The sequence below is a fragment of the Micrococcus sp. HOU01 genome (assembly GCF_035609305.1).
GTDB lineage: Bacteria > Actinomycetota > Actinomycetes > Actinomycetales > Micrococcaceae > Micrococcus > Micrococcus luteus.
Window position 1 is genome coordinate 685,401 of the sequence record NZ_CP141211.1, and the last position, 22,769, is coordinate 708,169.

Consider the following 22,769-nt stretch of genomic DNA (forward strand, 5'->3'; position numbering starts at 1 on the left):
TGCGTGGAGGGTTGAGCTATATAGACTCAACTTCGTCTGCGGCGGGAACGGCCTGCGGTCGACGGTTGTCCGACACCCCGGGACACGGGAGAGAAGGAGCCAGTAGCCCATGGATGCCAAGTTCACCACCAAGAGCCAGGAGGCGCTCTCGGCCGCGGCCATGAACGCCTCCACCGCCGGCAACCCCCAGGTCGAGCCGGCCCACCTGCTGAAGGCCCTGATGGACCAGCGGGAGTCCGTCGCCGTGGCCGTCCTCAAGGCCGCCGGGGCCGACCCCGACGCCGTCTCCACGGCGGCCTCCTCGGCCATCCGACGCCTGCCCTCCACCCAGGGCAGCACGGTGGCCCAGCCCCAGTTCTCGCGCGCCGCCCTGCAGGTCGTGCAGAACGCGCGCACCCAGGCCGAGCAGCGCTCGGACGAGTTCGTCTCCACCGAGCACCTGCTGCTCGGCGTGGCAGCGGACTCCGGCGAGGCCGGTGAGGCACTGCGCTCGAACGGGGCGAGCCTCGAGGCGCTCGCCGCCGCCCTGACCCAGGTGCGCGGCGACTCCCGCGTCACCACTCAGGACCCGGAGAACACCTTCCAGTCCCTGGAGAAGTACGGCACGGACCTCACCGAGCTCGCCCGCTCCGGCAAGCTCGACCCGGTGATCGGCCGCGACGCCGAGATCCGCCGCGTGGTCCAGGTGCTCTCGCGCCGCACCAAGAACAACCCCGTGCTCATCGGCGAGCCCGGCGTCGGCAAGACCGCCGTCGTCGAGGGCCTGGCCCAGCGGATGGTGGCCGGGGACGTCCCCGAGTCCCTGCGCGGCAAGACGCTGATCAGCCTGGACCTGGGCGCCATGGTCGCCGGCGCCAAGTACCGCGGCGAGTTCGAGGAGCGCCTGAAGGCCGTCCTCGAGGAGATCAAGGCCGCCGAGGGTCAGGTTGTCACGTTCATCGACGAGATCCACACCGTCGTGGGCGCGGGCGCGTCCGAGGGCGCCATGGACGCGGGCAACATGCTCAAGCCCATGCTGGCCCGCGGCGAGCTGCGCCTGATCGGCGCGACCACCCTGGACGAGTACCGCGAGAACATCGAGAAGGACCCCGCCCTGGAGCGCCGCTTCCAGCAGGTCTACGTGGGCGAGCCCAGCGTGGACGACACGATCGCCATCCTGCGCGGGCTCAAGGAGCGCTACGAGGCCCACCACAAGGTGGCCATCGCCGACTCCGCGCTCGTGGCCGCGGCCGCGCTGTCCGACCGGTACATCACCGGCCGCCAGCTGCCCGACAAGGCCATCGACCTCGTGGACGAGGCCGCCTCGCGCCTGCGCATGGAGATCGACTCCGCCCCCGAGGAGATCGACGTCCTGCGCCGCCAGGTGGACCGCCTGACCATGGAGGAGCTCGCCCTCGAGGGCGAGACGGACCCGGCATCCGTCGAGCGGCTCGAGGCCCTGCGTGCCGAGAAGGCGGACCGCGAGGAGGAGCTCACCGCCCTCACCGCCCGCTGGGACGCGGAGAAGGCCACCCTGAACGAGGCCGGTGACCTGCGCGCCAAGGTGGACGAGCTGCGCTCGCTGGCCGAGAAGGCCCAGCGCGACGGCGACCTCGCCGAGGCCTCCCGCCTGCTGTACGGCGAGATCCCCGCGCTGGAGAAGCAGCTCGAGGAGGCGGACCGCGCCGCCCGCGAGGCCGACCGCTCGGCCACCGAGCCGATGGTCTCCGAGGAGGTCACGGCGGACGACATCGCCGAAGTGGTCTCCGCGTGGACCGGCATCCCCGCGGGTCGCATGCTCACCGCCGAGTCCGAGAAGCTGCTCACCATGGAGGAGCACCTCGGCGAGCGGCTGATCGGGCAGCGGGACGCCGTCGTCGCCGTCGCGGACGCGGTGCGCCGCTCGCGGGCCGGCATCGCGGACCCGAATCGGCCCACCGGCTCGTTCCTGTTCCTGGGCCCCACGGGCGTGGGCAAGACCGAGCTCGCCAAGGCGCTCGCGGAGTTCCTCTTCGACGACGAGCGCGCCATGGTGCGGATCGACATGTCCGAGTACGCGGAGAAGCACTCCGTCTCCCGCCTGGTCGGCGCCCCTCCGGGCTACGTCGGCTACGACGAGGGCGGCCAGCTCACGGAGGCCGTGCGGCGCCGGCCGTACTCGGTGGTGCTGCTGGACGAGGTGGAGAAGGCCCATCCCGAGGTCTTCGACATCCTGCTCCAGGTGCTCGACGACGGCCGCCTCACCGACGGCCAGGGCCGCACCGTGGACTTCCGCAACGTGATCCTGATCCTCACCTCGAACCTGGGCTCGCAGTTCCTCGTGGACCCGACCCTGGATGAGGCCGCCAAGCGCGAGTCCGTGATGTCCGTGGTGCGCGGGGCGTTCAAGCCCGAGTTCCTCAACCGCCTGGACGAGATCGTGCTGTTCGACGCGCTCACCGTGGCCGAGCTGACGCGGATCGTGGACCTGCAGGTCGAGTCCCTGCAGGCGCGCCTGACGGACCGCCGCCTCACCCTCGAGGTGTCCGACGCCGCCAAGGCGTGGCTCGCCGAGACCGGGTTCGACCCGGCCTACGGCGCCCGCCCGCTGCGCCGCCTGGTGCAGCGCGAGATCGGCGACCAGCTGGCCCGCGCCCTGCTGGCCGGCGAGATCACGGAGGGGGACACCGTCGTCGTGGACCGCGCCGAGGGCGAGAACGGCCTCACCGTGGCCCGGAAGGGCTGACGCCGGGACCGACGGGCCGTGTTCCTCCTCCCTCTGGCACGTCGGGGCGGTTTCGGGTGGTATCCGGCCTGGATACCACCCGAAACCGCCCCCGACGGCATCTGTGAGACGGACGGAGCCGCTCGGGTCAGCGGGTGCCGAGGGCGTCGGCGTCCTGCTGGAGGGTGCCGATCAGGTTCGCCACCGCGCGGGCCGTGTGGGTCAGCGTGGTGATGGAGACGTTGTCGATGTCGTCCTGGGGCGTGTGGTAGTTGTCGTCGCGGATCGAGAGCAGGCCCGTCGAGGCGATGCCCGCGTCCACGAACGGCGCGTAGTCCGAGCGGCCGTTGCTGCCCTCGGGCTGGTGCGCGTGGCCGTCGCGGTCGAGCTGTGCGCCGAGCAGGGACTCAGCACCGATCGACCCGCGCCGCACCCGGCGCCACTGCACGCCCCGCCGGACCGGGCCGGCCGTCGTCGTCCACAGGCCGTCCAGCGGGTCATGTATCCTTGTCCGCACGAACCGTATTGACCAGTGAAGACCTCGGCGGGCCCCTGTGCGCCACAGATCCGAGGCGGCGAGAGATGCGAAGGGGGTCACGCTCATGGGGCGCGGCCGTCAGAAGGCGAAGGCCACGAAGCAGGCACGGGAGATGAAGTACTTCTCTCCCGGAACAGACCTCTCGGCACTGGAGCGAGAGCTCACGGGCGGACGCACGCGCGGCCCGGAGCAGGACCAGGAGCCCGAGTACGAGGATCCGTACGCGGACCTCTACGCGGAGGACGAGGACGACGACGCGCGGGCGCGATGACGCCCGCATGGCATCCGGCCCTGGACGGGCATCAGGCCGCCCTGCGGTCGATCGCCAGGGTGGTGGATGAGACAGCACCGCTGCAGGACCCCGAGACGGCGTCTCGGGGTCTGCTGCGTCTGATGGAGGAGTCCCGCCCGCTCGTGATCACCGGGGCCGGCGTGTCCACGGACTCCGGCATCCCGGACTACCGGGGGCCGAACGGGTCCCTGCACCGCCACCGGCCGATGACGTACCAGGAGTTCCGGGACGACCCGGCCGCCCGCCACCGCTACTGGGCGCGCTCGTTCGTGGGCTGGCGTCGCATGGACCAGGCCCGGCCGAACGAGGCGCACCGCATCCTCGCGCGCTGGGCGGACGAGGGGCGCATCGCCGGCGTCCTGACCCAGAACGTGGACGGGCTGCACGCCGAGGCTGGACGCGCGGCGGGCATGGCGGAGGACCGGCTGATCGAGCTCCACGGGGACCTGGCGCGCGTGGCCTGCCTGAACTGCGGGGCCACCGAATCCCGCCGTGACCTGGACCTGCGGCTCGAGGCCGCCAATCCGGGTTACCTCGAGCGCGTGGCGATCGACCCGGACGCCGTGAACCCCGACGGGGACGTCTCCCTCGACCAGCACTGGGTGGATGAGTTCACGATGGTCGGCTGCCGGGTGTGCGGGTCCGTGAAGCTCAAGCCGGACGTCGTGTACTTCGGCGAGTCCGTGCCCGCGGCGCGACGCGCGGCCGCGGAGGCGATGGCCGACGACGGCGGCACGGTGCTCGCCGTCGGCACCTCGCTGGCCGTGATGAGCGGCTACCGGTTCGTGCTGCGGGCCGAGCGGGCCGGGCATGCGACGGGGCTGATCAACCTCGGCCCCACCCGCGCCGACCCCAAGGCCCGCTGGCGCTGGCGCGCCCCGGTCGCCGACGCGCTGGCCTGGCTCGACGCCCGCCTCTGACCCCCGCCGGCGTTTTCGTTCGGGAAACGGCGGGCGCCGGGGTGCTTTCGTTCGGGAAATGGCGGGCGCCGGGGGTGTGGACACCGGGTGGCCCGGGGCCACGCACGACTCCTGCACAGGTGGCGCCGCCGACGTCGTCGTCCACGGTGGGTGCTCCTGAGCGGGCGGGGTCGGCCGGGTTGAGCCATCGTCACGGGCATGGCCACGTCATCTCAGCCTTTGTCGGACATCGTCGAGACCGGCCGGCCGTTCACCCGTGGCGACCTGCGCGCGGCCGGGGTCTCGGAGCGACTGGTCCGCGGCGGTGATGTGCGGCGCGTGACGCATGGGGTCCATCGGCTCCGGTCTGACCACCTCGGCTCGTGGGCGGAGCTCGGCTACGCCGAGGCCCCCGCTCCCTTCGCGCCGGAGGAGACGGCCGCGATCGTGGAGGCGAGCGGGGGAGTGGCCTCCCACCTCACGGCGCTGCTCCTGCACCGCGTGCCGCTGCCGCCGTTCCTGGCGGAGGACGGCACGGTGCACGTGTCACGGCCGCACCCGCGCGGGGCGAGCGTCCGACCGGAGATCACCTCGCATGCCCGCCTCGTCCCGGCCGCGGACGTCACCGTCCTTCACGGGATCCGCCTGACGAGCCTGGAGCGATCCTGGGCGGATCTGGCCGCACTGCTCCGTCCAGGCATGCTCGAGCCCGTCGTGGTGGCCGGGGACGCCCTCGTCCACCGGCCCTGGTCGCCGGAGGGGCGCCGCTCACCACGGACCACGACGGCGGCCCTGCGGTCCGCGCTCCTGCGTGCCGGGCGGTTCAAGGGAGTGCGCACCGCCCGTGCCGCCCTCGAGCTGGTGCGGGTGGGCGCGGACTCCCCGCAGGAGACAGCCCTGCGACTGGCCCTGCTCCACGCCGGCCTGCCCGAGCCGGAGCTCCAGCTGGTGCTGCACCCGGGCCGGGCCCGGTCGCCGGACGCGGATCTGGGGTGGCGGCAGTGGCGCTTGCTGGTCCACTACGACGGCGGCCACCACCTCGACCCGGCGCAGCTCGCCGTGGACGCGTGGAGGGACGAGGGGTGGGCGCGCGCGGGCTGGACGCAGGTCTGGGCCACGGTGGACGACGCGCGGGACGACTTCCGGCGCGTCGTCGCCGAGGTGCAGGCGCACCGGGCCCGGCTCGGCGGGCGGATCTTCGCGTCGTGAACCGCCGTTTCCCAAACGAAAACGCTCCGGAGGCCGCCGTTTCCCGAACGAAAACGCCCCGTGGGGGTCAGGCGGCGTACTGGCCGCGCATCAGCACGGCGCCGCCGTCGACGCCCTTGGCGCCCTGCACGAAGTCCAGGCCTGCGGCCGCCGCGTCGTCGGTGAGGGCGCCGATGGTGCCCATCTCCCACGCGTCGATGCCGGCGTCCACGAGCACGGAGGTCGACTTCGCGGCCACCTCCGGGTCCACCACGGCCACCATGCCCACGCCGAGGTTGAGGGTGCGCTCGAGGTCGGACTGCGGGACGCGGCCGAGCTCGCCCACCAGACGGAACACGGGCGGCAGGGACCAGGTGTCGCGCTCGACGGTCGCCATGAGGCCCTGCGGGAGCACGCGCGCCAGGTTCGCGGCCAGGCCGCCGCCGGTCACGTGGCTGAACGCGCGCACCGGCAGGTCCGAGCCGCCGTCGTGGCCGTTGAGGCGCTGCACCAGGTCGAGGCAGGCGCGGGAGTAGATGCGGGTCGGCTCGAGCAGCTCCTCGCCGAGGGTGCGGCCGAGCTCGGTGACCTCGCGGTCGAGGGACCAGCCCGCGGTGTTCACCACGCGGCGCACGAGCGAGTAGCCGTTCGAGTGGATGCCGGAGGAGGCCATGCCGATCACGACGTCGCCGGACTGCACCCGCTCCGCGCCCAGGACCATGTCCGCCTCGACCACGCCGGTGGCCGCGCCCGCCACGTCGTACTCGTCCGCGGCCAGCAGGCCCGGGTGCTCGGCGGTCTCGCCGCCCACGAGCGCGGTGTCGGCCAGGCGGCAGCCCTCGGCCACGCCGCGCACGATGTCCGCGATGCGCTCGGGCACGACCCTGCCGCATGCGATGTAGTCGGTCATGAACAGGGGCTGGGCGCCGACCACCACGATGTCGTCCACGACCATGCCCACGAGGTCCTGGCCGATGGTGTCGTGCTTGTCCATCGCCTGCGCGATCGCCACCTTCGTGCCGACGCCGTCCGTGGACGTGGTCAGCAGCGGCTTGCGGTACTGCAGCAGCGCGGAGGCGTCCCACATGCCGGCGAAGCCGCCGATGCCGCCCATGACCTCGGGGGTGTGGGTGGCCTTCACGGCGTCCTTCATCAGCTCGACGGCGCGGTCGCCGGCCTCCACGTCGACGCCGGCCGAGGCGTAGGTGATCGGGGCGGCGGAGGAGGGGGTCTGGTTCGGGGTCACAGCGGGATCCTGTCCGTCTCGGTGAGCAGCTTCTCGTCGTCGGCGTCCGGGCCGGGCTCGCAGCCCGTGGCGGTCACGGTGGTGGTCTCGCCGTCCTCGTCCAGCATCACGGTGGACGCGGGCGACACGGCGACCGGCTCCAGCAGGCCCTTGCCGCGTTCGCCCTCGTCGGCCAGTGGGATCGGGTAGTCGCCGGTGAAGCAGGCGGTGCACAGGCGCTCGCGCGGCTGCCCGGTGGCCTCGATCATGCCCTCCTCGCTGATGTAGGCCAGCGAGTCGGCGCCGATGGACGCGGCGATCTGGTCCACCGCGGCGCCGTTGGCGATGAGTTCGGCGCGGGTGGCGAAGTCGATGCCGTAGAAGCAGGGCCACTTCACGGGAGGGGAGGAGATCTTCACGTGCACCTCGGCGGCGCCGGCCTCTCTGAGCATCCGCACGACGGCGCGCTGGGTGTTGCCGCGCACGATCGAGTCGTCCACCACCACGACGCGCTTGCCGGCCACCACGGTGGACTGGACGTTGAGCTTGAGGCGGATGCCGAGCTGGCGCAGCGTCTGGGACGGCTGGATGAAGGTGCGGCCCACGTAGGCGTTCTTCACGAAGCCCTGGCGGAACGGCAGGCCCGAGGCGTCCGCGTAGCCCACGGCGGCGGGCGTGCCGGACTCGGGCACGGGGATCACGACGTCGGCCTCGACCGGCTGCTCGAGCGCGAGGCGGCGGCCCATCTCCACGCGGGACTCGTACACGGAGCGCCCGGCGATCGTGGCGTCCGGCCGGGCGAGGTAGACGTACTCGAACACGCAGCCGGCCGGCTTCGACTCGGCGAAGCGGGTGGAGCGGATGCCCTCGTCGTCGATCGCGATCATCTCACCGGGCTCGACCTCCCGGATGAACGAGGCGCCGACGGTGGCAAGGGCCGACTGCTCGGAGGCCACCACCCAGCCGCGCTCGAGGCGGCCGAGCACGAGCGGGCGCACGCCCTGCGGGTCGCGGGCGGCGTAGAGGGTGCGCTCGTCCATGAACACGAAGCAGTAGGCGCCGCGGATCTTCGGCAGCAGCTCGAGGGCGGTCTCCTCGAGGCGGTGCCCGGGGGCGCCGTGCAACAGGGCCGTGACCAGGGCGGTGTCCGTGGTGTTGCCCTGCTTCATCTCACCGTGGGTGTGGCGGCCCTCCTCGGCGTGCACCATGCGCAGCAGCTCGGCGGAGTTCACGAGGTTGCCGTTGTGCGCCAGGGCGACCGTGCCGTCGTCGGCGGTGGCGCCCAGGGTGGGCTGGGCGTTGGCCCACTTGTTCACGCCGGTGGTGGAGTAGCGGCAGTGGCCGACGGCGATGTGGCCGCTCAGCGCGGTGAGCGTGGCCTCGTCGAACACCTGGGAGACCAGGCCGATGTCCTTGTAGACGGCGATGCGCCCGCCGTCCGAGACGGCGATGCCCGCGGACTCCTGGCCGCGGTGCTGGAGCGCGTAGAGGCCGTAATAGGCCAGCTTCGCGACCTCCTCGCCCGGCGCCCACACGCCGAACACGCCGCATTCGTCCTGCGGCCCCTGGTCCTGGGGGTCGAGGGCGGCGGTCAGGCGGCCGTCGCCTCGTCGGGTGCGCGGTGCGATCACTGCTCGGGGGTCCTTTCGGTGGGCGTGGTGCGGGCGGGCGGGGTGCCCGCGTCCACGCGGTCCAGGCGGACGTCCGCCATGGCCGGGTTGTCGGTGCGCTCGAGGACCACGGTGCGCGCGGTCGACCGGGAGCGGCGGTCCAGCAGCAGCCACACGACCAGTCCGAGCACGCCGGTGCCCAGCATGCTCAGCAGGGCCGCGAAGCCGAACGTCTCCGAGAAGGAGAGCGGGATGCCGGAGTACGGGTCCGCGGGCGGGGTGGGGGAGGCATGGACCGCGGTGGTGATCACGAGGGCGATCAGCAGGCCGAGCGCGAGCGCCACCGCAAGCACCGCGGTCAGCCGGGGGGCGCGACGGACGGTGTAGGCGCGCTGATCGGGGGTCGGCTCGGGGGCGGAGGTCATGCGCGCCAGTCTATCGAGTCGGCCGCTGGGGCCAGTCGCGCGTGCCCGCGGCGGGATCGGCACAGCGGCATACCGCGACGAAGAACGGTGCCGCCGTTCGAACGGTCGGTGCCGCCGAGAGGACTGCCGGACACCCCTCGCTCACGGCCGCACGAGCGGCAGGTGCGCGCCGAGGTCGGCCCGCACGCCCGAGGCGCGCACGCCCCCGGACGCCGTCGCATCCTCCCAGGTCGTCAGCCCCGTCGCCAGGGACAGCCATGTCACGGCGTCCATCTCCACGACGTTGGGCGGGGTGCCGCGTGTGTGCCGGGGCCCGGGGAGGCACTGGGCGACGCCGAAGGGCGGCACGCGCACCTCCACCGAGTTCCCGGGCACGCGGGTCGCGAGCTCCTCGAGCGCGAAGCGCACCGCCATGGCCCGCGTGGGGCGCGGCAGCGCGGCGGCCGCCGCGGGGTCCTCCGCGTGGGCGCGCGCCCACGACAGCAGCGCCGCATGACCCTCGACGACGGGCACCCGGCGGCGGGGCACGGAACCGGTGGTCACGCCCGCGCCTCGAAGGCCGGCAGGACGTCCCCCACGAGGTCCCGCACCGGCGCGGCCAGGCGGATCTCGCCGACCGGCTCCCCCCGACCGAGCACCGGGGGCACGACGGCGGCCAGCACGTCCGGCAGCGTCGCCCGGTCCACGTGGTCCGGGGCGAACCGGGCCAGCAGCGCGAGCGCGACCAGGTCGCCGGCCCGCGTGCCGCCGTCGAGCGCCTTGACGGCCACGGCCGTGCCGTCCGGCGCGGCCATGACGAGCACGCCGTCCGCGCCCGCCTTGGCGAGCAGGCCGAGCTCGCGCATCACCACGGTGTTGGAGCTCGTCTCCCCGTGGACGGCCCACGGGTGCTCGAGCATCGCCGTGGCGACGGCGGCCGCGTGCGGGTCCGCGTCGGCGCGGCCGGGCGCCGCGGCGACCCGCCCGATGCCGCGGGCCAGGCCCGCCAGCGAGACGACGGCGGCGGGGGCGCCGCAGCCGTCCACACCGGTGTGGGCCACCGGCTCGCCGCAGTACTCGGCGATCACCGCGTCCACCTCGCGCTGCAGCGGGTGCGCCGGGTCGAGGTACGTGGCGACGTCGTGCCCGGACGCCGCGCACGCCGCGAGGAAGCCGGCGTGCTTGCCGGAGCAGTTGAAGGCCAGCGGGGTGGCGGCGGCCTCGCCGTCGCGGCGGACCTGGGCGACCACCTCGGAGGTGTCCGCGGGCCAGGCCGGCGGGCACCGCAGGGCGGACGCGTCGAGGCCGGCGTCCGCGAGCATGCGCTCGGCCAGCGCCTGGTGCCGGAGCGTGCCCCGGTGCGAGCCGCACGCGATGGACAGGGCCTCACCCTCCAGCGCCGCCCCGTGGCGCAGCGACGCGACGGCCTGGAACGGCTTCAGCGTGGAGCGCGGGTAGATCAGCGCGTCCGCGGGGCCGAGCCCGGCCAGCACCCGCCCGTCGGGGCCGGTCACGACGGCGGCGCCCGCCGTCCGGGACTCGACGAAGCCGTTGCGGACGGTCTCCACGAGCTCGACGGCGTCGGACAGGGCGAAGGTCTCACCCGCGGGGGCGACGGTGGCGTGGGTCATGCCGTCCAGGGTAGCGAGGACCCCGGACGCGCCGGGCGTCCGGGGCCGGCGCGGTCTTGTCATCGGGGGTCGCGGGGGCTGGTCGCGTGGAGGGTGAGAGGAGGCGACGGTAGCCTCGCCCTATGGCTCTCACCCCTCCCGGCGTCGTGTTCGAGTCGCGCACCATCACACAGATTTCGGGCGCATTCACGATCCCGGCCTATCAGCGCGGCTACCGGTGGACGGAGGTCGAAGTGAACCAACTCCTGTTCGACGTCAGCGGTTTCGACGGGCCGGCCTACTACCTCCAGCCCATCGTCGTCCGACGGAGTGAGGACGATCGTTTCGAGGTCGTCGACGGTCAGCAACGGCTGACGACGCTCTTCCTTCTGCTGCAGCACATCGCCCGGAAGTTCCTCCCCGCGGCGGACGACGTGCCCTACACCCTCTCCTATGAGACACGTCCCGGGAGCGCAGAGTTCCTTCGGGACCCTGCGCTGACAGAGGCAGGCCGGAACATCGACTTCTTCCACATGGCTCGGGCCGAGCAGGCGATCAGGAAATGGTTCGAGAACCGGCCGAACCCGTTGCTCAGCGCCATCGACGTCTATCAGCGTCTGGGCGAGCGGGTGAAGGTGATCTGGTACGAGATCCCCCCAGAAGAGGACGCCCTGGAGCTCTTCCGTCGACTCAACATGGGTCGGATACCGCTGACCAGTGCGGAGCTCGTGAAGGCGGCGGTCCTGACCGGGCTCCGGGGAATGGACGAGACGACGGCGTCTTCCCCAGCCGGCGGTCGGGCGGCGGTGGCGGCTCGACAGTGGGACGCGATCGAAGTTGATCTCCGGGACCCAGCGCGCTGGGCCTTCGTGAGCGGTGGGCGTCCGACCCAGGCGGCGCACCTCGAATTGCTGCTGGACGCAATGGCAGTCATGGACAGTGCCGTGACCGACGATGCGGACCCGGTGACCGCCCGGTTCACGACGTTCGAGCGATTGCGGCACCGCATCGCGGCGACACCTGACGGATTCTGGGATGAGGTCCTGGATCTTCACAGTCGAGTTGTCGACTGGTTCGAGGACCGCGACTTCTACCACCAGATCGGGTTCCTGACGACGACGGGAACCTCCCTCGCCGAGCTGGTCGCGACCATGGCGGGACGCCCTCGATCTGAGGTGCGACGCCTCGTCGAGGCGATGATCAGGCAACGCATCGGTGTGACGACGGACGGGCTGGCGGATCTCAAATACGGCGGTAGGGGCACCTCGGTGGAGCGGGTGCTGTTGCTCTTCAACATCGAGACCGTGCGGCGTGCGGCGGACGAGACGGCGCGTTACCCGTTCGCCGCCCATGCCAGGACGGCCTGGTCGGTGGAGCACATCGACGCGCAGAACGCCGAGGGGCTGGTCCGACAGGAACAGTGGCGCCAATGGCTTCTCGAGCACGCCGATGAAGTCGCGCGTCGTCGAGACGAGTTGGGCCACGCGGCCGCCGCCAGGCTGGTGGAAGACATCGGTGTCGCTCTGGACAGCGCGGAACTCCGCAGACGCGAGTTCGAACAGCTGGAGGACCGAGTGGTGGAGCTCTTGGGCGCGACCGACGTCCACACGCTCGAGAACCTCGCACTGCTCAGCCAGTCCGCGAACAGCGCCTTGAGCAATGCGCTCTTCGGCGTCAAGCGCCATCGCCTGCTCACCCTCGAGCGGGAAGGCGCGTTCATCCCGCCCGCGACTCGGAACGTCTTCCTGAAGGCGTACAGCTCTGACGCGAGGCCCCACCTGTGGGGTCCGAACGACCGCCAAGAGTACCTCGCGACCATCCGGACCACGTTGCGCCCGTATCTCGCGGAGGAGGCCTCATGACCCATCCCGCCACCGCGCCCCTGAGCTACCTGGCCCTCTTCGACGCTGTCACCGATGGGGGTGCCGGCCTCCGGGCCGTCGTCATCCCTCAGATCCAGCGCGACTACGCGCAGGGGCGGCGGGACCCCGTGGCGACACGGATCCGTCAGGACTTCCTCGATTCGGTCTGTGGTGCAGCGACCGGTCTGACGGGCCCCGTCTCGCTGGATTTCGTCTACGGCTCGGTCCGTGACGGCGTCCTGTCCCCTCTTGACGGTCAACAACGGCTGACGGCCCTGTTCCTCCTGCACTGGGTGGCGGCCGTCCGCGCCGGCGAATTGACACAGGAGTCTGCGTGGGCGGACTTCGGCTATGACACCCGCGACTCGGCTCGCATGTTCACTCATCGAATCGCCCGGCACGGAGCCGACCTCGAATGGGGAGGGGGCCCGGGACTTCGACAGTGGATCGAGGACCAGCCCTGGCATCTCCATGCCTGGCGTCACGACGCCACCGTCCAGTCGATGCTCGTGGTCCTCGAGGAGATCGAGGCCCGGCTGCTGGGGCTGCCTGCCGCGGACGTCTGGCGACGCCTGGCACGGCGGGACTCTCCCGCTGTCTCGTTCCGGCTCCTCCAGATCGGGAGAGAAGGGGACGCGGGCCATGAACTCGGCGATCTGCAGGGCGACGAGTTGTACATCAAGATGAACTCACGGGGGAAGCCGCTCACGGAGTTCGAGAACGTCAAGGCCGTCCTTCAACGAATGCTCGAGCCGTCCGGTCGGGCCGGGGAGTTCGCCGACAAGTCCGATGGGGCCTGGAGCGACCTCCTGTGGGTCTACCGGGGCGACGACGAGCTGATCGACGACGAGTTCGTCCGGCTCCTCGAGTTCGTCCATGACATCTGCCGTTGGCGCGATGCCGTGAGCGGCTACCCGACGGGCCGCGAGACCGCCGCCGTCGGCACACGGCTGGACGACCGCCTGCGTCAGGTCCTGGTCGACAGTCCTGATGCGGAACGGCACCGTGAGTACCTCTTCCACCTCTTCGACACCTGGTCGGATGAGGACCCCGGTTCCTTCTTCAGGCGGATGTTCACGACATCGGACGACGTCGACGACCGCGTCAGACTCTTCGTGACAGACGGCGACGAGGACCTCTTCCACACGGTCTGTCGCCGCTATCGAAGCTGGGAGACCCGAGCCCGAGGTGATCGGGCGGTGTCCATCGCGGACACGCTCATGCTCCACGCAGTCCTCGTACACCGGGGGGAGAAGACCGGGTCATTCCCGGACCGCATACGAGTCCTACGGAACCTGCTGGGCCAGCGAGAGAACCGTGCCGAGGAGTTCCCTCAGCTCCTCCGAGAGGTGGAGGAGTTCGTCCGCTCCGGCGACCTGTCCGAAGCCACGATGCTCGGATGGGATGCGGACCGGCAGGACGAGCTGGCGAAACGGCGTCTGCTCAGGGAGTGCCCTCACATCGAGCCGACCGTGGTGCGGCTTGAGAACCATCCGCTCCTCCGTGGCTCACTTACGGCGTTCGACCTGGACCCGAGCACCCTTCCGCGGCGTGCCGAGGCGTTCATTCGATGCTTCGATCCCGATGCCGTCGAAGAATTCCACGGTGCTCTCTTGGCCGTCGGCTTCGAGACGATGGACCTGTGGCGCCGCGGATCACGCCGTCGAGGCGGGACCTCCGCTCAGGGGCGGGCCGCAGTGTGGCGCGAACTGTTCCAATATGCATCGCGGGACGACACTGCGAACCTGCGTGAGGCCATGGGGGAGGTCCTCGACGAGATCGACGCGGCCAACGGCGACGATATCGGGAAGAGACTCATGTCCGTTGCCGAGGCGAGGTGGGAGCGGGCTGTGGCCGACGGCCGACTGCGACTCCATGACTATCTGGCGCGCTATCCCGCGATGCGAAGGGGCGAGTCCGGCCTGTTCGAGCTCGAGGACGGCAGCGAGTATCAGGTCTGCGCCCTGAGGCGTACTCAGCTCAACAGCAACTATCGCGACGCATACCTCAGCGCTGCGCTGGCCTCGGTCCCGGACTGGCCCTTCCCGGAGGGTGAACCGTGGTTCACAGGCTATGCGTCGGGCCCCAGGTGGCTGGAGGTTCCCGGAGCCGGCCGAATCCGGGTCCGGGACGCGGGGCTCCAGATTGATTTGGACGAGCCGTCCCGGCTCAGGCCGGAGTCCGTCGTCCAGCTCCAGCGGCCGCTCACCAGACGAGGGGAGAACCCCGCCCCGGACGAGGGAGCCCTGGGTGTCCCTGTGCCCTTCCAGGTCCTGCCAGGAGGTCGAGTCGTGGACTCGGTGGACCGCGTCGCCCTCATCGTCGACGTGATCTCCCGCCTCTCGGCCATGGGCGGTGACTGACAGGATTCTCCTTCACCGGCTCACTCCGCGGAGAGCCGCCCGTCCACCATGGTCAGGGTGCGGTCCGTGGCGGAGAGGAACTCGTGGTTGTGCGTGACCATGAGCGTCGCCACCTGCTCCTCGCGGGTCAGCGTGCCCAGCAGGTCTACGACGGCGGCCGAGCGCTCACGGTCCAGCGCGGAGGTGGGCTCGTCCACGAGCAGCAGCGTCGGGGAGACCATGAGCGCGCGCACGATGTTCACGCGCTGCCGCTGGCCGCCCGAGAGCTGGTGCGGGCGCTTGCCGGCCTGGTCGGCCAGATCCACACGCTCGAGCAGCTCCAGGGCCCGGGCCTTGGCGGCCCTGCGGTCGGCGCGGGTGGCGTCGCGGTCCAGGTGCACGGTCAGCTCGAGCTGCTCGGCCGCGGTGAGGGACGGGATGAGGTTCGGCTGCTGGAAGATCATGCCGATCTCCTGGCCGCGCAGCGCGGTGCGCTCCTTCCGGGACAGCCCGGCCATCTCGCGACCGGCCACGGACACGCTGCCGGAGGTGGGCGTCACGAGGCCCGCGGCCACCGCCAGCAGGGAGGACTTGCCCGAGCCGGACGGGCCGACCATCGCGGTGAAGGTGCCGGGGAGCAGGTCCAGGCTCACCTCGTCCAGGGCGCGCAGAACGCCGCGCTCGCCGTCCGGGTACTCCAGCACGAGGTCGCGCACGGACAGCGCGGGGGTGGCGTCGGACGCGGCGACAGGGCGCTCGCCGGCGACGCGGTGGGCGGCCGCGGCGGCCGGGGTGCGGAGGGCGTCGAGGTCGGCCTGCGGGGCGGTGAGGGTGGTCATGGGGAGGTCCTTTCTCCAAGCGGGGGCGAGGCGGAGCCGAGGGGGACGACGGCGCCGGGCGGCGCCGTCGTCGGGGCGGTCAGTTGCCGCCGAGGGCGACCAGCGGGTCGATCCGGGTGACGCGGTAGACCGCCACGACGGCGGCGAGCATGCCGAGCACGAGGACCCCGGCGGCGGGCACCGCGGTGGTGGCCCACGAGAGCTCGAACGGGACGGCCCGCCCCGCGAACGCGCCGATCACGGTGGCCAGCCCGGTGCCCACGGCCACGCCGCCGACGAGCACGAACGCGGCCTGCGCGAGCGAGTCCTTCAGCACCCAGCCGTTCGAGCCGCCGAGGGCCTTGAGCACCGCGATGTCGCGGGTGCGCTGCACCGTCCAGATGGACAGGAACGCGATCACCACGAGCGCCGAGATGCCGTACAGGAAGCCCTGCATGGTCATCAGGGAGCCGTTCTCGGACCGGTAGCTGGGCAGGGCGGCGTAGGAGCCCTTCACGGTCTCGGCGACGGTGCCCGCGGCGTGGTCGCCGGCGGCGGCCACGGCATCGAGATCGGCGTCGGCGGCGAAGCGCACCAGGCCGGCGGTGCCGAGCACCGCGTCGTCGGCGGTGTGCGAGATGGCGTTCCAGTCCTCGAGCGCCAGCCACGTCACGGGGGAGTGGGAGTAGTACTCGGTCGGCACGACGTCGGCCACGGTGTAGACGGAGCCGGAGACCGCGACGGCGTCACCCGTTTGGGCGTGGAGGGAGTCGGCCACGTCCTGGCTGAGCACGATCTGCCCGGGCTCGACGCCGGCCGGCGCGTCGGAGCCGCCCGGGGTGAGACCGATGAACGCGGTGGTGGCCACGCCGGTGGTGGGCTCGCCGGACACGTCCGCGCGACCCTGCGGGTCTGTGTCCACGGGGTGCTCGAGGCCGATGGCCCGACCCTGGCTCACGCCGAGCGGCTCGACGGAGGCCACGCCGTCCGTGGCCGCCCACGCGTCGCGCTGGGCCACGGTGAACTCGGACTGGGTGAACGACGCGGTGGGCTCCTGGTCCGCCGCGCCGCCGAAGGCCAGACGCTGCACGCCCTGCTCGCCGAGGCGGTCGATCGCGGCGGTGTTCTGCCCGCCCAGGCCGGCCGTGAGGCCGGAGAGCATGACGAGCAGCAGGCTGATGAGGGCCACCACGGAGCCCATGAGGGCGAACCGTCCGGTGGCGAAGCGGAGGTCGCGGAGTGCGAGGAACACGGGGCGCGTCCTTTCCTGACGAGGTCTGTCCTGAGGTTGCCTCCACGGTCTCGCGCGGGGAGGGGTCGCCACATCGCCCACGGCGGTTGGACTCGGTCAACCGAATGGGTGATCCCGGCGGCGCGGCCCCGGGGCATCGGGCCGTTGTCGCGTCCGGGGCGCGCCCTAGGGTGGAGCCATGTCCGTCGCACCCCGCGCCGCCGTGCCCCCCGCGCCCACCGAGACCGGCACCACCGCCGTGCTCGCCGGCCTGCGCGTGGCCCTGCACGTCACGTTCGCCGCGCTGCTCACCGTGGGGCTGGCGCGCGCGCTCGCGGACCGGTCCCCGGAGGCGTCCGGTCCGTTCCCGGCCACCACCCTGGTGCTGCTGACCGCCGCGCTGGCGGGCGTCTACCTGGCCGGGACCGTGCTGGAGCGGCGCCGGTGGGCCCGGGGCGACGACGTCGGCCGCGGTCCGGCGGTCGCCTGGCTGGCCCTGGTGCTGCTGCTGTGGGGCCTGCTCGTGGCCCACCACGGCGACTTCGCGTGGGTCGCCTTCCCCCTCTTCTTCGTCGTCCTGCACGTGGTCGACCGGGTGACCCGGCAGGCGTGGGTGCGCCACGTGGTCGGGCCCGCCCTGGTGGTGGCGATGGCCGCCGTCGTGGTGGCCGGGATGGCGGCGGGCGCCGGCGGCGTGCGGGTGCCGGCCGTGATCGGCCCGCTGGTGGGCGCCGCCGTGGCCGTCGTGCTCTCCGGGGCGTACCGCGCCCTGCACGCCGAGTCCGAGCGCCAGCGTGCCGTGGCCGAGCAGCTGCGCGCCGCGCAGGCCGAGCTCGCGCGCACCGAGCACCGGGCGGGGGTGAGCGCCGAGCGGGAGCGGCTCGCCCGCGAGATCCACGACACCCTCACCCAGGGGCTGGCCTCGATCGTGCTGGTCTCACGCGCGGCCCAGGACGCGCTCGACGCCGCCGACCCCGCCCTGGCCCGGCAGCGCATGGAGACCGTGCGCGCCACGGCCGCCGAGAATCTCGCCGAGTCCCGCCGCTTCGTCCGCGACCTGCGCGGCACCGGGGCCCCGTCCCTCGTCGAGGCGCTCGAGCGCGCGGTCGCCGGGTTCGCCGACCGGCAGGCCGCCGCGGGGACGCCCGTGGCCGCGGACGTCGAGGTCGTGGGCGAGCCGGTCGCGGTCGCCGAGGCCGTGGAGACCGCCGTGCTGCGAGCCGTGCAGGCCTCCCTGGCGAACGTCGGCGCCCACGCGGGCGCCCATCGCGCCCGCGTCACGCTGGGCTACCTCGGCGACGAGCTGACGGTGGACGTGGCCGACGACGGCGCGGGGTTCGACCCGGCCGTCGTCGCGGCCCGCACCCGGGCCGGAGCCTCCGGCGCCGACCCGGGGGCGGGGACCGGCGTGGGACTGGCGAGCGTGCGCGAGCGTCTCGCTGCGGTGGGCGGCGAGGCCACCGTCGAGTCGGCCCCCGGCGAGGGCACCGTGGTGGCGCTGCGGGTGCCGCTGGCCGCCGCCGGGGCCGGCCGGAGCGCTGATCCCGAGCAGACCGAGAGCGAGGAGACCGCATGAGCGTGCGCGTGATGCTGGTGGACGACCACCCCGTGGTGCGGGCGGGGGTGCGGGCCGTCGTCGAGGCACACCCGGACCTGAGCGTGGTGGCCGAGGCCGCCGACGGGGCGGAGGCGATCGGCGTCCTGGAGGCGGGCGAGCCCGCGGTGGACGTCGTGCTGATGGACCTGCAGATGGGTGCGGGCATGGACGGCGTGACCGCCACCCGCGCGGTGCGGGAGCGGTGGCCGGGGGTGCAGGTGCTGATCCTGACGACCTTCGACACCGAGGCGGACATCCTGGCGGCCGTGAACGCGGGCGCCGCCGGCTACCTGCTCAAGGACGCCCCGAGCGAGGAGATCGCCTCGGCGGTGCGGCAGGCGGCGGCGGGACGCAAGGCGCTGGCCCCGCAGGTCGCGGCCACGCTGATGGGGCGCATGTCCGGCGGCTCCGAGGTGCTGTCCGAGCGGGAGATCCAGCTGCTCGAGCTGATCGCGCGGGGCGCCACGAACAAGGTGGCCGCGAAGGAGCTGTTCATCTCCGAGGCCACCGTGAAGACGCACCTGGTGCACATCTTCCAGAAGCTCGGCGTGGACAACCGCACCCGCGCCGTCGACGAGGCCCGGCGACGGCGCATCATCCGCTGACGGACAGGCCGGGGCGGCCGACCCTGGAGGGCCCAGCCCCGCTCAGCGGCGCCGCACGTACCGGGTGATCACCGCCGCGGCGACGGCCGCCAGCGCCAGCACGCCGAGCGCGGCGGGCAGGCTGAGGTCGCCGCGCTCGACGCCGAGCCCCCGCAGCGTCCAGAAGACGATCAGGGCGCACGTGAACATCACGCCGACGAACGTCCAGGCCGTGCGCAGCCCGGGTCCCAGCCCCGCACCGGGCCGGTGGCGTGGGTCACGGGGGTCACCGTCGTCGCCGGGCTGACCGTGGTGGAGGGGAGGCATCGTCATGCGCTCCACCGTAGGGGCCACGGGCCAGGCCGGGCCAGGGCCACCGCGTAGGCTTGAGGCTCGTGAAGACCCTTGTGCTCGGCAACGGCGGCCGCGAACACGCGCTGCTCACCGCCCTCTCCCGTGATCCGCAGGTCAGCGCCCTCCACGCGGCGCCCGGCAACGCCGGCATGGCCGACCTGGCCACCCTCCACGCCGTCGAGGCCACCGACCCGGCCGCCGTCGTGGAGCTCGCGCGCGAGCTGGCGGCGGACCTCGTCGTCGTCGGTCCCGAGGCCCCGCTGGCCGCCGGCGTCTCCGACGCCCTGCGCGAGGCCGGGTTCGCCGTGTTCGGCCCCTCGCAGGCCGCCACGCAGCTCGAGGCGTCCAAGGCCTTCGCCAAGGAGGTCATGGCCGCCGCGGGCGTGCCCACCGCCGGCTCCCGCGTGTGCACCACCGCCGCGGAGGCCGCCGCCGCCCTCGACGAGTTCGGCGCCCCGCACGTCGTCAAGGACGACGGTCTGGCCGCGGGCAAGGGCGTCGTGGTCACCTCCGACCGCGCCGAGGCCCTCGCCCACGCCGAGGCCTGCTTCGCCGCCGGCGGCACCGTGGTGATCGAGGACTTCCTGGACGGCCCCGAGGTCTCCCTCTTCGTGATCTGCGACGGCGAGGCCGCCGTCGCCCTCACCCCCGCCCAGGACTTCAAGCGCATCCACGACGGCGACGCCGGCCCCAACACCGGCGGCATGGGCGCGTACACGCCGCTGCCGTGGCTGCCCGAGGGCTTCACGGACGAGGTCATGGACCGCGTGGCCCGCCCCGTGCTCGCCGAGATGGCCCGCCGCGGCACCCCGTTCACGGGCGTGCTGTTCTGCGGCCTGGCCGTGACCGCCGAGGGCGTGGAGGTCATCGAGTTCAACGTGCGCTTCGGCGACCCCGAGACCCAGGCCGTGCTCGCCCGCCTCGAGACGCCCCTGGGCGGGCTGCTCGCCGACGCCGCGGCCGGCCGGCTCGGCGCGGACCGTCGACTCGAGTGGAGCGACGACGTCGCCGTGGACGTGGTCATGGCCTCGGCCGGCTACCCGGCCTCCTCCTCGAAGGGCGACGTGATCACCGGGCTGGCCGACGCGGCCGGCCTCGAGGGCGTGCACGTGATCCACGCGGGCACCGCGGTGTCCGGTGAGGACGTGGTGACGGCGGGCGGCCGGGTGCTGGCCGTCGTCGGGCGCGGGGCGGACCTGGCCCAAGCGCGCGAGCGCGCCTACGCGGGCGTCGAGCGCATCCGGTTCGACGGCGCCCAGTGGCGCACGGACATCGGACTCAAGGCCGAGCGCGGCGAGATCACCGTGCCCGGGACGGAGGGAGCGAAGTGAGCGGGGAGCGCGTGGGGTTCACGGGGGCCGAGGCCCTCGAGCTGCCGGGCTGGCGGCACGTCTACTCGGGCAAGGTGCGGGACCTGTACGAGCCCGCCGACGCCGAGCCGGGACGGTCCGCGACGCTGCTCGTGGTGGCCTCTGACCGGATCAGCGCCTACGACCACGTGCTGGAGCCGCCGATCCCGGACAAGGGCGCCATCCTCACCCGGCTGACCCTGTGGTGGTTCGAGAAGCTGGCCGAGGGCTACAACGGGGCCCACGCCGAGCCGGTCGAGCACCACGTGGTGAGCACGGACGTGCCCGCAGCCGTGGCCGGGCGGGCGATGATCGTCAAGCGCCTGGACATGTTCCCCGTGGAGTGCATCGCCCGCGGCTACCTGACCGGCTCCGGCCTGGCCGAGTACCGCGCGTCGGGCACGGTGGCCGGCCTGCCGCTGCCCGCCGGGCTCGTGGACGGCTCGCGGCTCGACCCGCCGATCTTCACGCCGTCCGCGAAGGCCGAGGTCGGCGAGCACGACGAGAACATCACGTTCGAGCAGATGGTCGAGCGCGTGGGCACCGAGGCCGCCGAGCGCCTGCGGTTCCTCACCCTGGACCTGTACGCCCGCGCCGAGGCGATCGCCCGCGAGGCCGGCATCATCCTGGCGGACACGAAGGTCGAGTTCGGCGTGGACCCCGCCACCGGCCAGGTGGTGCTGGGCGACGAGGTCCTCACCCCGGACTCCTCCCGGTTCTGGGACGCCGAGGACTACGAGCCCGGCCGCACCCAGGCGAGCTTCGACAAGCAGTTCGTCCGCGACTGGCTCACGGGCCCCGACTCCGGCTGGGACAAGACCAGCGGGGAGGCCCCGCCGGCGCTGCCCGCCGACGTCGTGGCCAGGACCCGCGACCGCTACGTGGAGGCGTACGAGCGCCTGACGGGTCGCCCCTTCGACGCCTGACCCGTGCTTTCGAACGTGGGATAGGCCCTATCTCACGTTCGAAAGTCCCCATTCGCCCGATTTCACGTTCGAAAGTCCGGGGTGGGGTGGGGCGGGGCGGGTCCTGCACAGGGGCCCGGCCCCGCACAGGAGGGGGCCGGACGCCCGCCCACGACGACGGCGCCCGCATCCTGGCCGCATGCCCCGCCGCCCCGCACCCCTTCCGCCGGCCCTCGCCGGCCGCGTCTTCACCCGGCGCGAAGCCCTGGACCGCCTCTCCTCCGACCGGCTGCGCAGCCTCGACCTGCGCCAGGTCACCCACGGGGCACACCGCGCGGTTGTCGACGTGCCGGGGTCGTGGGACGCGCTCGGATACCCCCGCCCCGTGGCGGCCCTGCCGCCGGAGGAGGCCGCCGTCGTGGTGGCTCTGACCCGTGGGGTCACCTCGCATCTGACGGCGGCGCGGCTGCACGGGCTCGTCCTGCCGTGGTGGGTCGAGGAGGACATGCGGGTGCACGTGAGCCCGGCCGCACCGCACGGGTCGGACAGGGCGCGCGGGCGTCGCCTGCCACGGACGCACGGTGCCGGCCGAGGACCGCGTGGAGGTGCACGGGGTCCCGGTCACCTCGCTCGAGCGGACGTGGGTGGACCTCTGCTCCCTGCTGCGGCCGGATCAGGTGGCGGACGCCGTCGTCGCGGGGGACGCGCTGGTGAACCGTCCGTGGGCCGACGGGACCCGACTCCCGCCGCGCACGACGGCGTCGCGGCTCTCCGCGGCGCTGGAGCGGGCGGGCCGGTTCAAGGGCGTGCGGGTGGCCCGGGCTGCGCTGGCGCTGATCCGGGTGGGGGCGGACTCGCCTCCGGAGACGCGGCTGCGGCTGGCGCTCCTCGACGCCGGGCTCCCCGAGCCGCGCCTCCAGGCGCAGCTGGTCTCACCGGCAGGGGAGCGGACCGACGCGGACATGGTGGTCGAACGGTCCCGCGTGGCCCTCCACTACGACGGCGGCCACCACCGCACGCCGGAGCAGCAGCGACGCGACGCACGGCGGGACCGTCTCTGGCAGGAGGCCGGCCACCTGTCCATCACGGTGATGGGCGCCGACCTGGCCGAGGACTTCCGAACCGTGGTGGCCGCCGTCGTCCGCCACGACCGGGCCGTGCGGGCGGCCTCCACCTCCGGCCCCGCCCCGCAGAACTTTCGAACGTGAAATCGGGCGAATGGGCACTTTCGAACGTGGGATAGGCCCTCTCTTACGTTCGAAAGTGCCCGGGCCGGGG

At 73.0% G+C, this 22,769-nt stretch carries 20 protein-coding genes; 11 read left to right on the forward strand and 9 right to left on the reverse strand.

The window, feature by feature from the left end:
* The first annotated feature begins 109 nt into the window (after positions 1-109).
* Entirely contained in the window at positions 110-2,704 is a 2,595-nt protein-coding gene (clpB, locus tag SOY78_RS03200) for an ATP-dependent chaperone ClpB (protein ID WP_324701782.1), read from the forward strand.
* Positions 2,705-2,831: 127 nt separating this feature from the next.
* On the opposite strand, the gene SOY78_RS03205 is transcribed toward clpB, so the two are convergent.
* Positions 2,832-3,200 carry a M28 family peptidase gene (locus SOY78_RS03205; protein WP_230259731.1) on the reverse strand — a complete coding sequence of 123 codons (369 nt, stop codon included), beginning with the start codon at positions 3,198-3,200 and terminating at the stop codon, positions 2,832-2,834.
* 85 nt (positions 3,201-3,285) lie between these two features.
* Here SOY78_RS03205 and SOY78_RS03210 point away from each other — a divergent pair, with 85 nt between their 5' ends.
* From SOY78_RS03210 to SOY78_RS03220, 3 genes are all read left to right on the forward strand, one after another.
* Positions 3,286-3,492 (forward strand): DUF3073 domain-containing protein, encoded by a 207-nt coding sequence (locus SOY78_RS03210; protein WP_036314242.1) that lies wholly within the window; start codon positions 3,286-3,288, stop codon positions 3,490-3,492.
* Complete coding sequence (locus SOY78_RS03215; RefSeq protein WP_324701783.1) at positions 3,489-4,433, forward strand: Sir2 family NAD-dependent protein deacetylase; 945 nt, start codon at positions 3,489-3,491, stop codon at positions 4,431-4,433. Before SOY78_RS03210 ends, SOY78_RS03215 begins: the two co-directional genes overlap by 4 nt.
* Before the next feature lie 198 nt (positions 4,434-4,631).
* The gene (locus SOY78_RS03220) at positions 4,632-5,621 is read left to right on the forward strand and encodes a hypothetical protein (RefSeq protein WP_041103965.1); all 990 of its coding nucleotides are present in this window, start codon (positions 4,632-4,634) and stop codon (positions 5,619-5,621) included.
* A 67-nt stretch (positions 5,622-5,688) separates the two neighbouring features.
* On the opposite strand, the gene purM is transcribed toward SOY78_RS03220, so the two are convergent.
* From purM to SOY78_RS03245, 5 genes are all read right to left on the reverse strand, one after another.
* Positions 5,689-6,846 (reverse strand): phosphoribosylformylglycinamidine cyclo-ligase, encoded by a 1,158-nt coding sequence (purM, locus tag SOY78_RS03225; protein ID WP_036382236.1) that lies wholly within the window; start codon positions 6,844-6,846, stop codon positions 5,689-5,691.
* Positions 6,843-8,456 carry an amidophosphoribosyltransferase gene (purF, locus tag SOY78_RS03230; RefSeq protein WP_036382238.1) on the reverse strand — a complete coding sequence of 538 codons (1,614 nt, stop codon included), beginning with the start codon at positions 8,454-8,456 and terminating at the stop codon, positions 6,843-6,845. Before purF ends, purM begins: the two co-directional genes overlap by 4 nt.
* The gene (locus SOY78_RS03235; protein WP_324701784.1) at positions 8,453-8,860 is read right to left on the reverse strand and encodes a hypothetical protein; all 408 of its coding nucleotides are present in this window, start codon (positions 8,858-8,860) and stop codon (positions 8,453-8,455) included. The genes purF and SOY78_RS03235 overlap by 4 nt, the downstream gene beginning before the upstream one ends.
* A gap of 141 nt (positions 8,861-9,001) precedes the next feature.
* On the reverse strand, positions 9,002-9,403 hold the full coding sequence (locus tag SOY78_RS03240; RefSeq protein WP_041103967.1) for a sterol carrier family protein: 402 nt from the start codon (positions 9,401-9,403) through the stop codon (positions 9,002-9,004).
* Positions 9,400-10,470, reverse strand: a complete 1,071-nt coding sequence (locus SOY78_RS03245) for an asparaginase (RefSeq protein ID WP_182488331.1) — start codon at positions 10,468-10,470, stop codon at positions 9,400-9,402. Before SOY78_RS03245 ends, SOY78_RS03240 begins: the two co-directional genes overlap by 4 nt.
* A gap of 122 nt (positions 10,471-10,592) precedes the next feature.
* Here SOY78_RS03245 and SOY78_RS03250 point away from each other — a divergent pair, with 122 nt between their 5' ends.
* Positions 10,593-12,311, forward strand: coding sequence for a DUF262 domain-containing protein (locus SOY78_RS03250; RefSeq protein WP_182488332.1), 1,719 nt, complete (start codon positions 10,593-10,595; stop codon positions 12,309-12,311).
* On the forward strand, positions 12,308-14,674 hold the full coding sequence (locus SOY78_RS03255) for a DUF262 domain-containing protein (protein WP_182488333.1): 2,367 nt from the start codon (positions 12,308-12,310) through the stop codon (positions 14,672-14,674). The genes SOY78_RS03250 and SOY78_RS03255 overlap by 4 nt, the downstream gene beginning before the upstream one ends.
* A gap of 20 nt (positions 14,675-14,694) precedes the next feature.
* On the opposite strand, the gene SOY78_RS03260 is transcribed toward SOY78_RS03255, so the two are convergent.
* Complete coding sequence (locus SOY78_RS03260) at positions 14,695-15,492, reverse strand: ABC transporter ATP-binding protein (RefSeq protein ID WP_324701785.1); 798 nt, start codon at positions 15,490-15,492, stop codon at positions 14,695-14,697.
* Positions 15,493-15,571: 79 nt separating this feature from the next.
* A complete protein-coding gene (locus tag SOY78_RS03265) occupies positions 15,572-16,723 on the reverse strand; it encodes an ABC transporter permease (RefSeq protein ID WP_182488335.1) in 1,152 nt (383 codons plus the stop codon).
* Positions 16,724-16,901: 178 nt separating this feature from the next.
* Here SOY78_RS03265 and SOY78_RS03270 point away from each other — a divergent pair, with 178 nt between their 5' ends.
* Positions 16,902-18,278 (forward strand): sensor histidine kinase, encoded by a 1,377-nt coding sequence (locus SOY78_RS03270; protein ID WP_324701786.1) that lies wholly within the window; start codon positions 16,902-16,904, stop codon positions 18,276-18,278.
* Positions 18,275-18,904, forward strand: coding sequence for a response regulator (locus SOY78_RS03275; RefSeq protein ID WP_020624423.1), 630 nt, complete (start codon positions 18,275-18,277; stop codon positions 18,902-18,904). Before SOY78_RS03270 ends, SOY78_RS03275 begins: the two co-directional genes overlap by 4 nt.
* A gap of 42 nt (positions 18,905-18,946) precedes the next feature.
* Here SOY78_RS03275 and SOY78_RS03280 read toward each other — a convergent pair whose 3' ends face one another.
* A complete protein-coding gene (locus tag SOY78_RS03280) occupies positions 18,947-19,216 on the reverse strand; it encodes a hypothetical protein (protein ID WP_324701787.1) in 270 nt (89 codons plus the stop codon).
* 62 nt (positions 19,217-19,278) lie between these two features.
* Between SOY78_RS03280 and purD the strand changes: the two genes are divergently transcribed.
* The 3 genes from purD to SOY78_RS03295 all read left to right on the forward strand — a co-directional run bounded on the left by purD (position 19,279) and on the right by SOY78_RS03295 (position 22,699).
* Positions 19,279-20,568, forward strand: coding sequence for a phosphoribosylamine--glycine ligase (purD, locus tag SOY78_RS03285; RefSeq protein ID WP_135019747.1), 1,290 nt, complete (start codon positions 19,279-19,281; stop codon positions 20,566-20,568).
* A complete protein-coding gene (locus SOY78_RS03290; RefSeq protein WP_135019748.1) occupies positions 20,565-21,512 on the forward strand; it encodes a phosphoribosylaminoimidazolesuccinocarboxamide synthase in 948 nt (315 codons plus the stop codon). The genes purD and SOY78_RS03290 overlap by 4 nt, the downstream gene beginning before the upstream one ends.
* A gap of 560 nt (positions 21,513-22,072) precedes the next feature.
* Positions 22,073-22,699, forward strand: a complete 627-nt coding sequence (locus SOY78_RS03295) for a hypothetical protein (RefSeq protein ID WP_324701788.1) — start codon at positions 22,073-22,075, stop codon at positions 22,697-22,699.
* Positions 22,700-22,769 lie beyond the last annotated feature (70 nt).

What these genes read in the sequence shown, in the direction of transcription:
- clpB (WP_324701782.1), top strand. Translation starts at nt 110, where the DNA reads ATGGATGCCAAGTTCACCACCAAGAGCCAGGAGGCGCTCTCGGCCGCG.
- SOY78_RS03210 (WP_036314242.1), top strand. Translation starts at nt 3,286, where the DNA reads ATGGGGCGCGGCCGTCAGAAGGCGAAGGCCACGAAGCAGGCACGGGAG.
- SOY78_RS03215 (WP_324701783.1), top strand. Translation starts at nt 3,489, where the DNA reads ATGACGCCCGCATGGCATCCGGCCCTGGACGGGCATCAGGCCGCCCTG.
- SOY78_RS03220 (WP_041103965.1), top strand. Translation starts at nt 4,632, where the DNA reads ATGGCCACGTCATCTCAGCCTTTGTCGGACATCGTCGAGACCGGCCGG.
- SOY78_RS03235 (WP_324701784.1), bottom strand. Translation starts at nt 8,860, where the DNA reads ATGACCTCCGCCCCCGAGCCGACCCCCGATCAGCGCGCCTACACCGTC.
- SOY78_RS03245 (WP_182488331.1), bottom strand. Translation starts at nt 10,470, where the DNA reads ATGACCCACGCCACCGTCGCCCCCGCGGGTGAGACCTTCGCCCTGTCC.
- SOY78_RS03250 (WP_182488332.1), top strand. Translation starts at nt 10,593, where the DNA reads ATGGCTCTCACCCCTCCCGGCGTCGTGTTCGAGTCGCGCACCATCACA.
- SOY78_RS03255 (WP_182488333.1), top strand. Translation starts at nt 12,308, where the DNA reads ATGACCCATCCCGCCACCGCGCCCCTGAGCTACCTGGCCCTCTTCGAC.
- SOY78_RS03260 (WP_324701785.1), bottom strand. Translation starts at nt 15,492, where the DNA reads ATGACCACCCTCACCGCCCCGCAGGCCGACCTCGACGCCCTCCGCACC.
- SOY78_RS03270 (WP_324701786.1), top strand. Translation starts at nt 16,902, where the DNA reads ATGTCCGTCGCACCCCGCGCCGCCGTGCCCCCCGCGCCCACCGAGACC.
- SOY78_RS03275 (WP_020624423.1), top strand. Translation starts at nt 18,275, where the DNA reads ATGAGCGTGCGCGTGATGCTGGTGGACGACCACCCCGTGGTGCGGGCG.
- SOY78_RS03280 (WP_324701787.1), bottom strand. Translation starts at nt 19,216, where the DNA reads ATGACGATGCCTCCCCTCCACCACGGTCAGCCCGGCGACGACGGTGAC.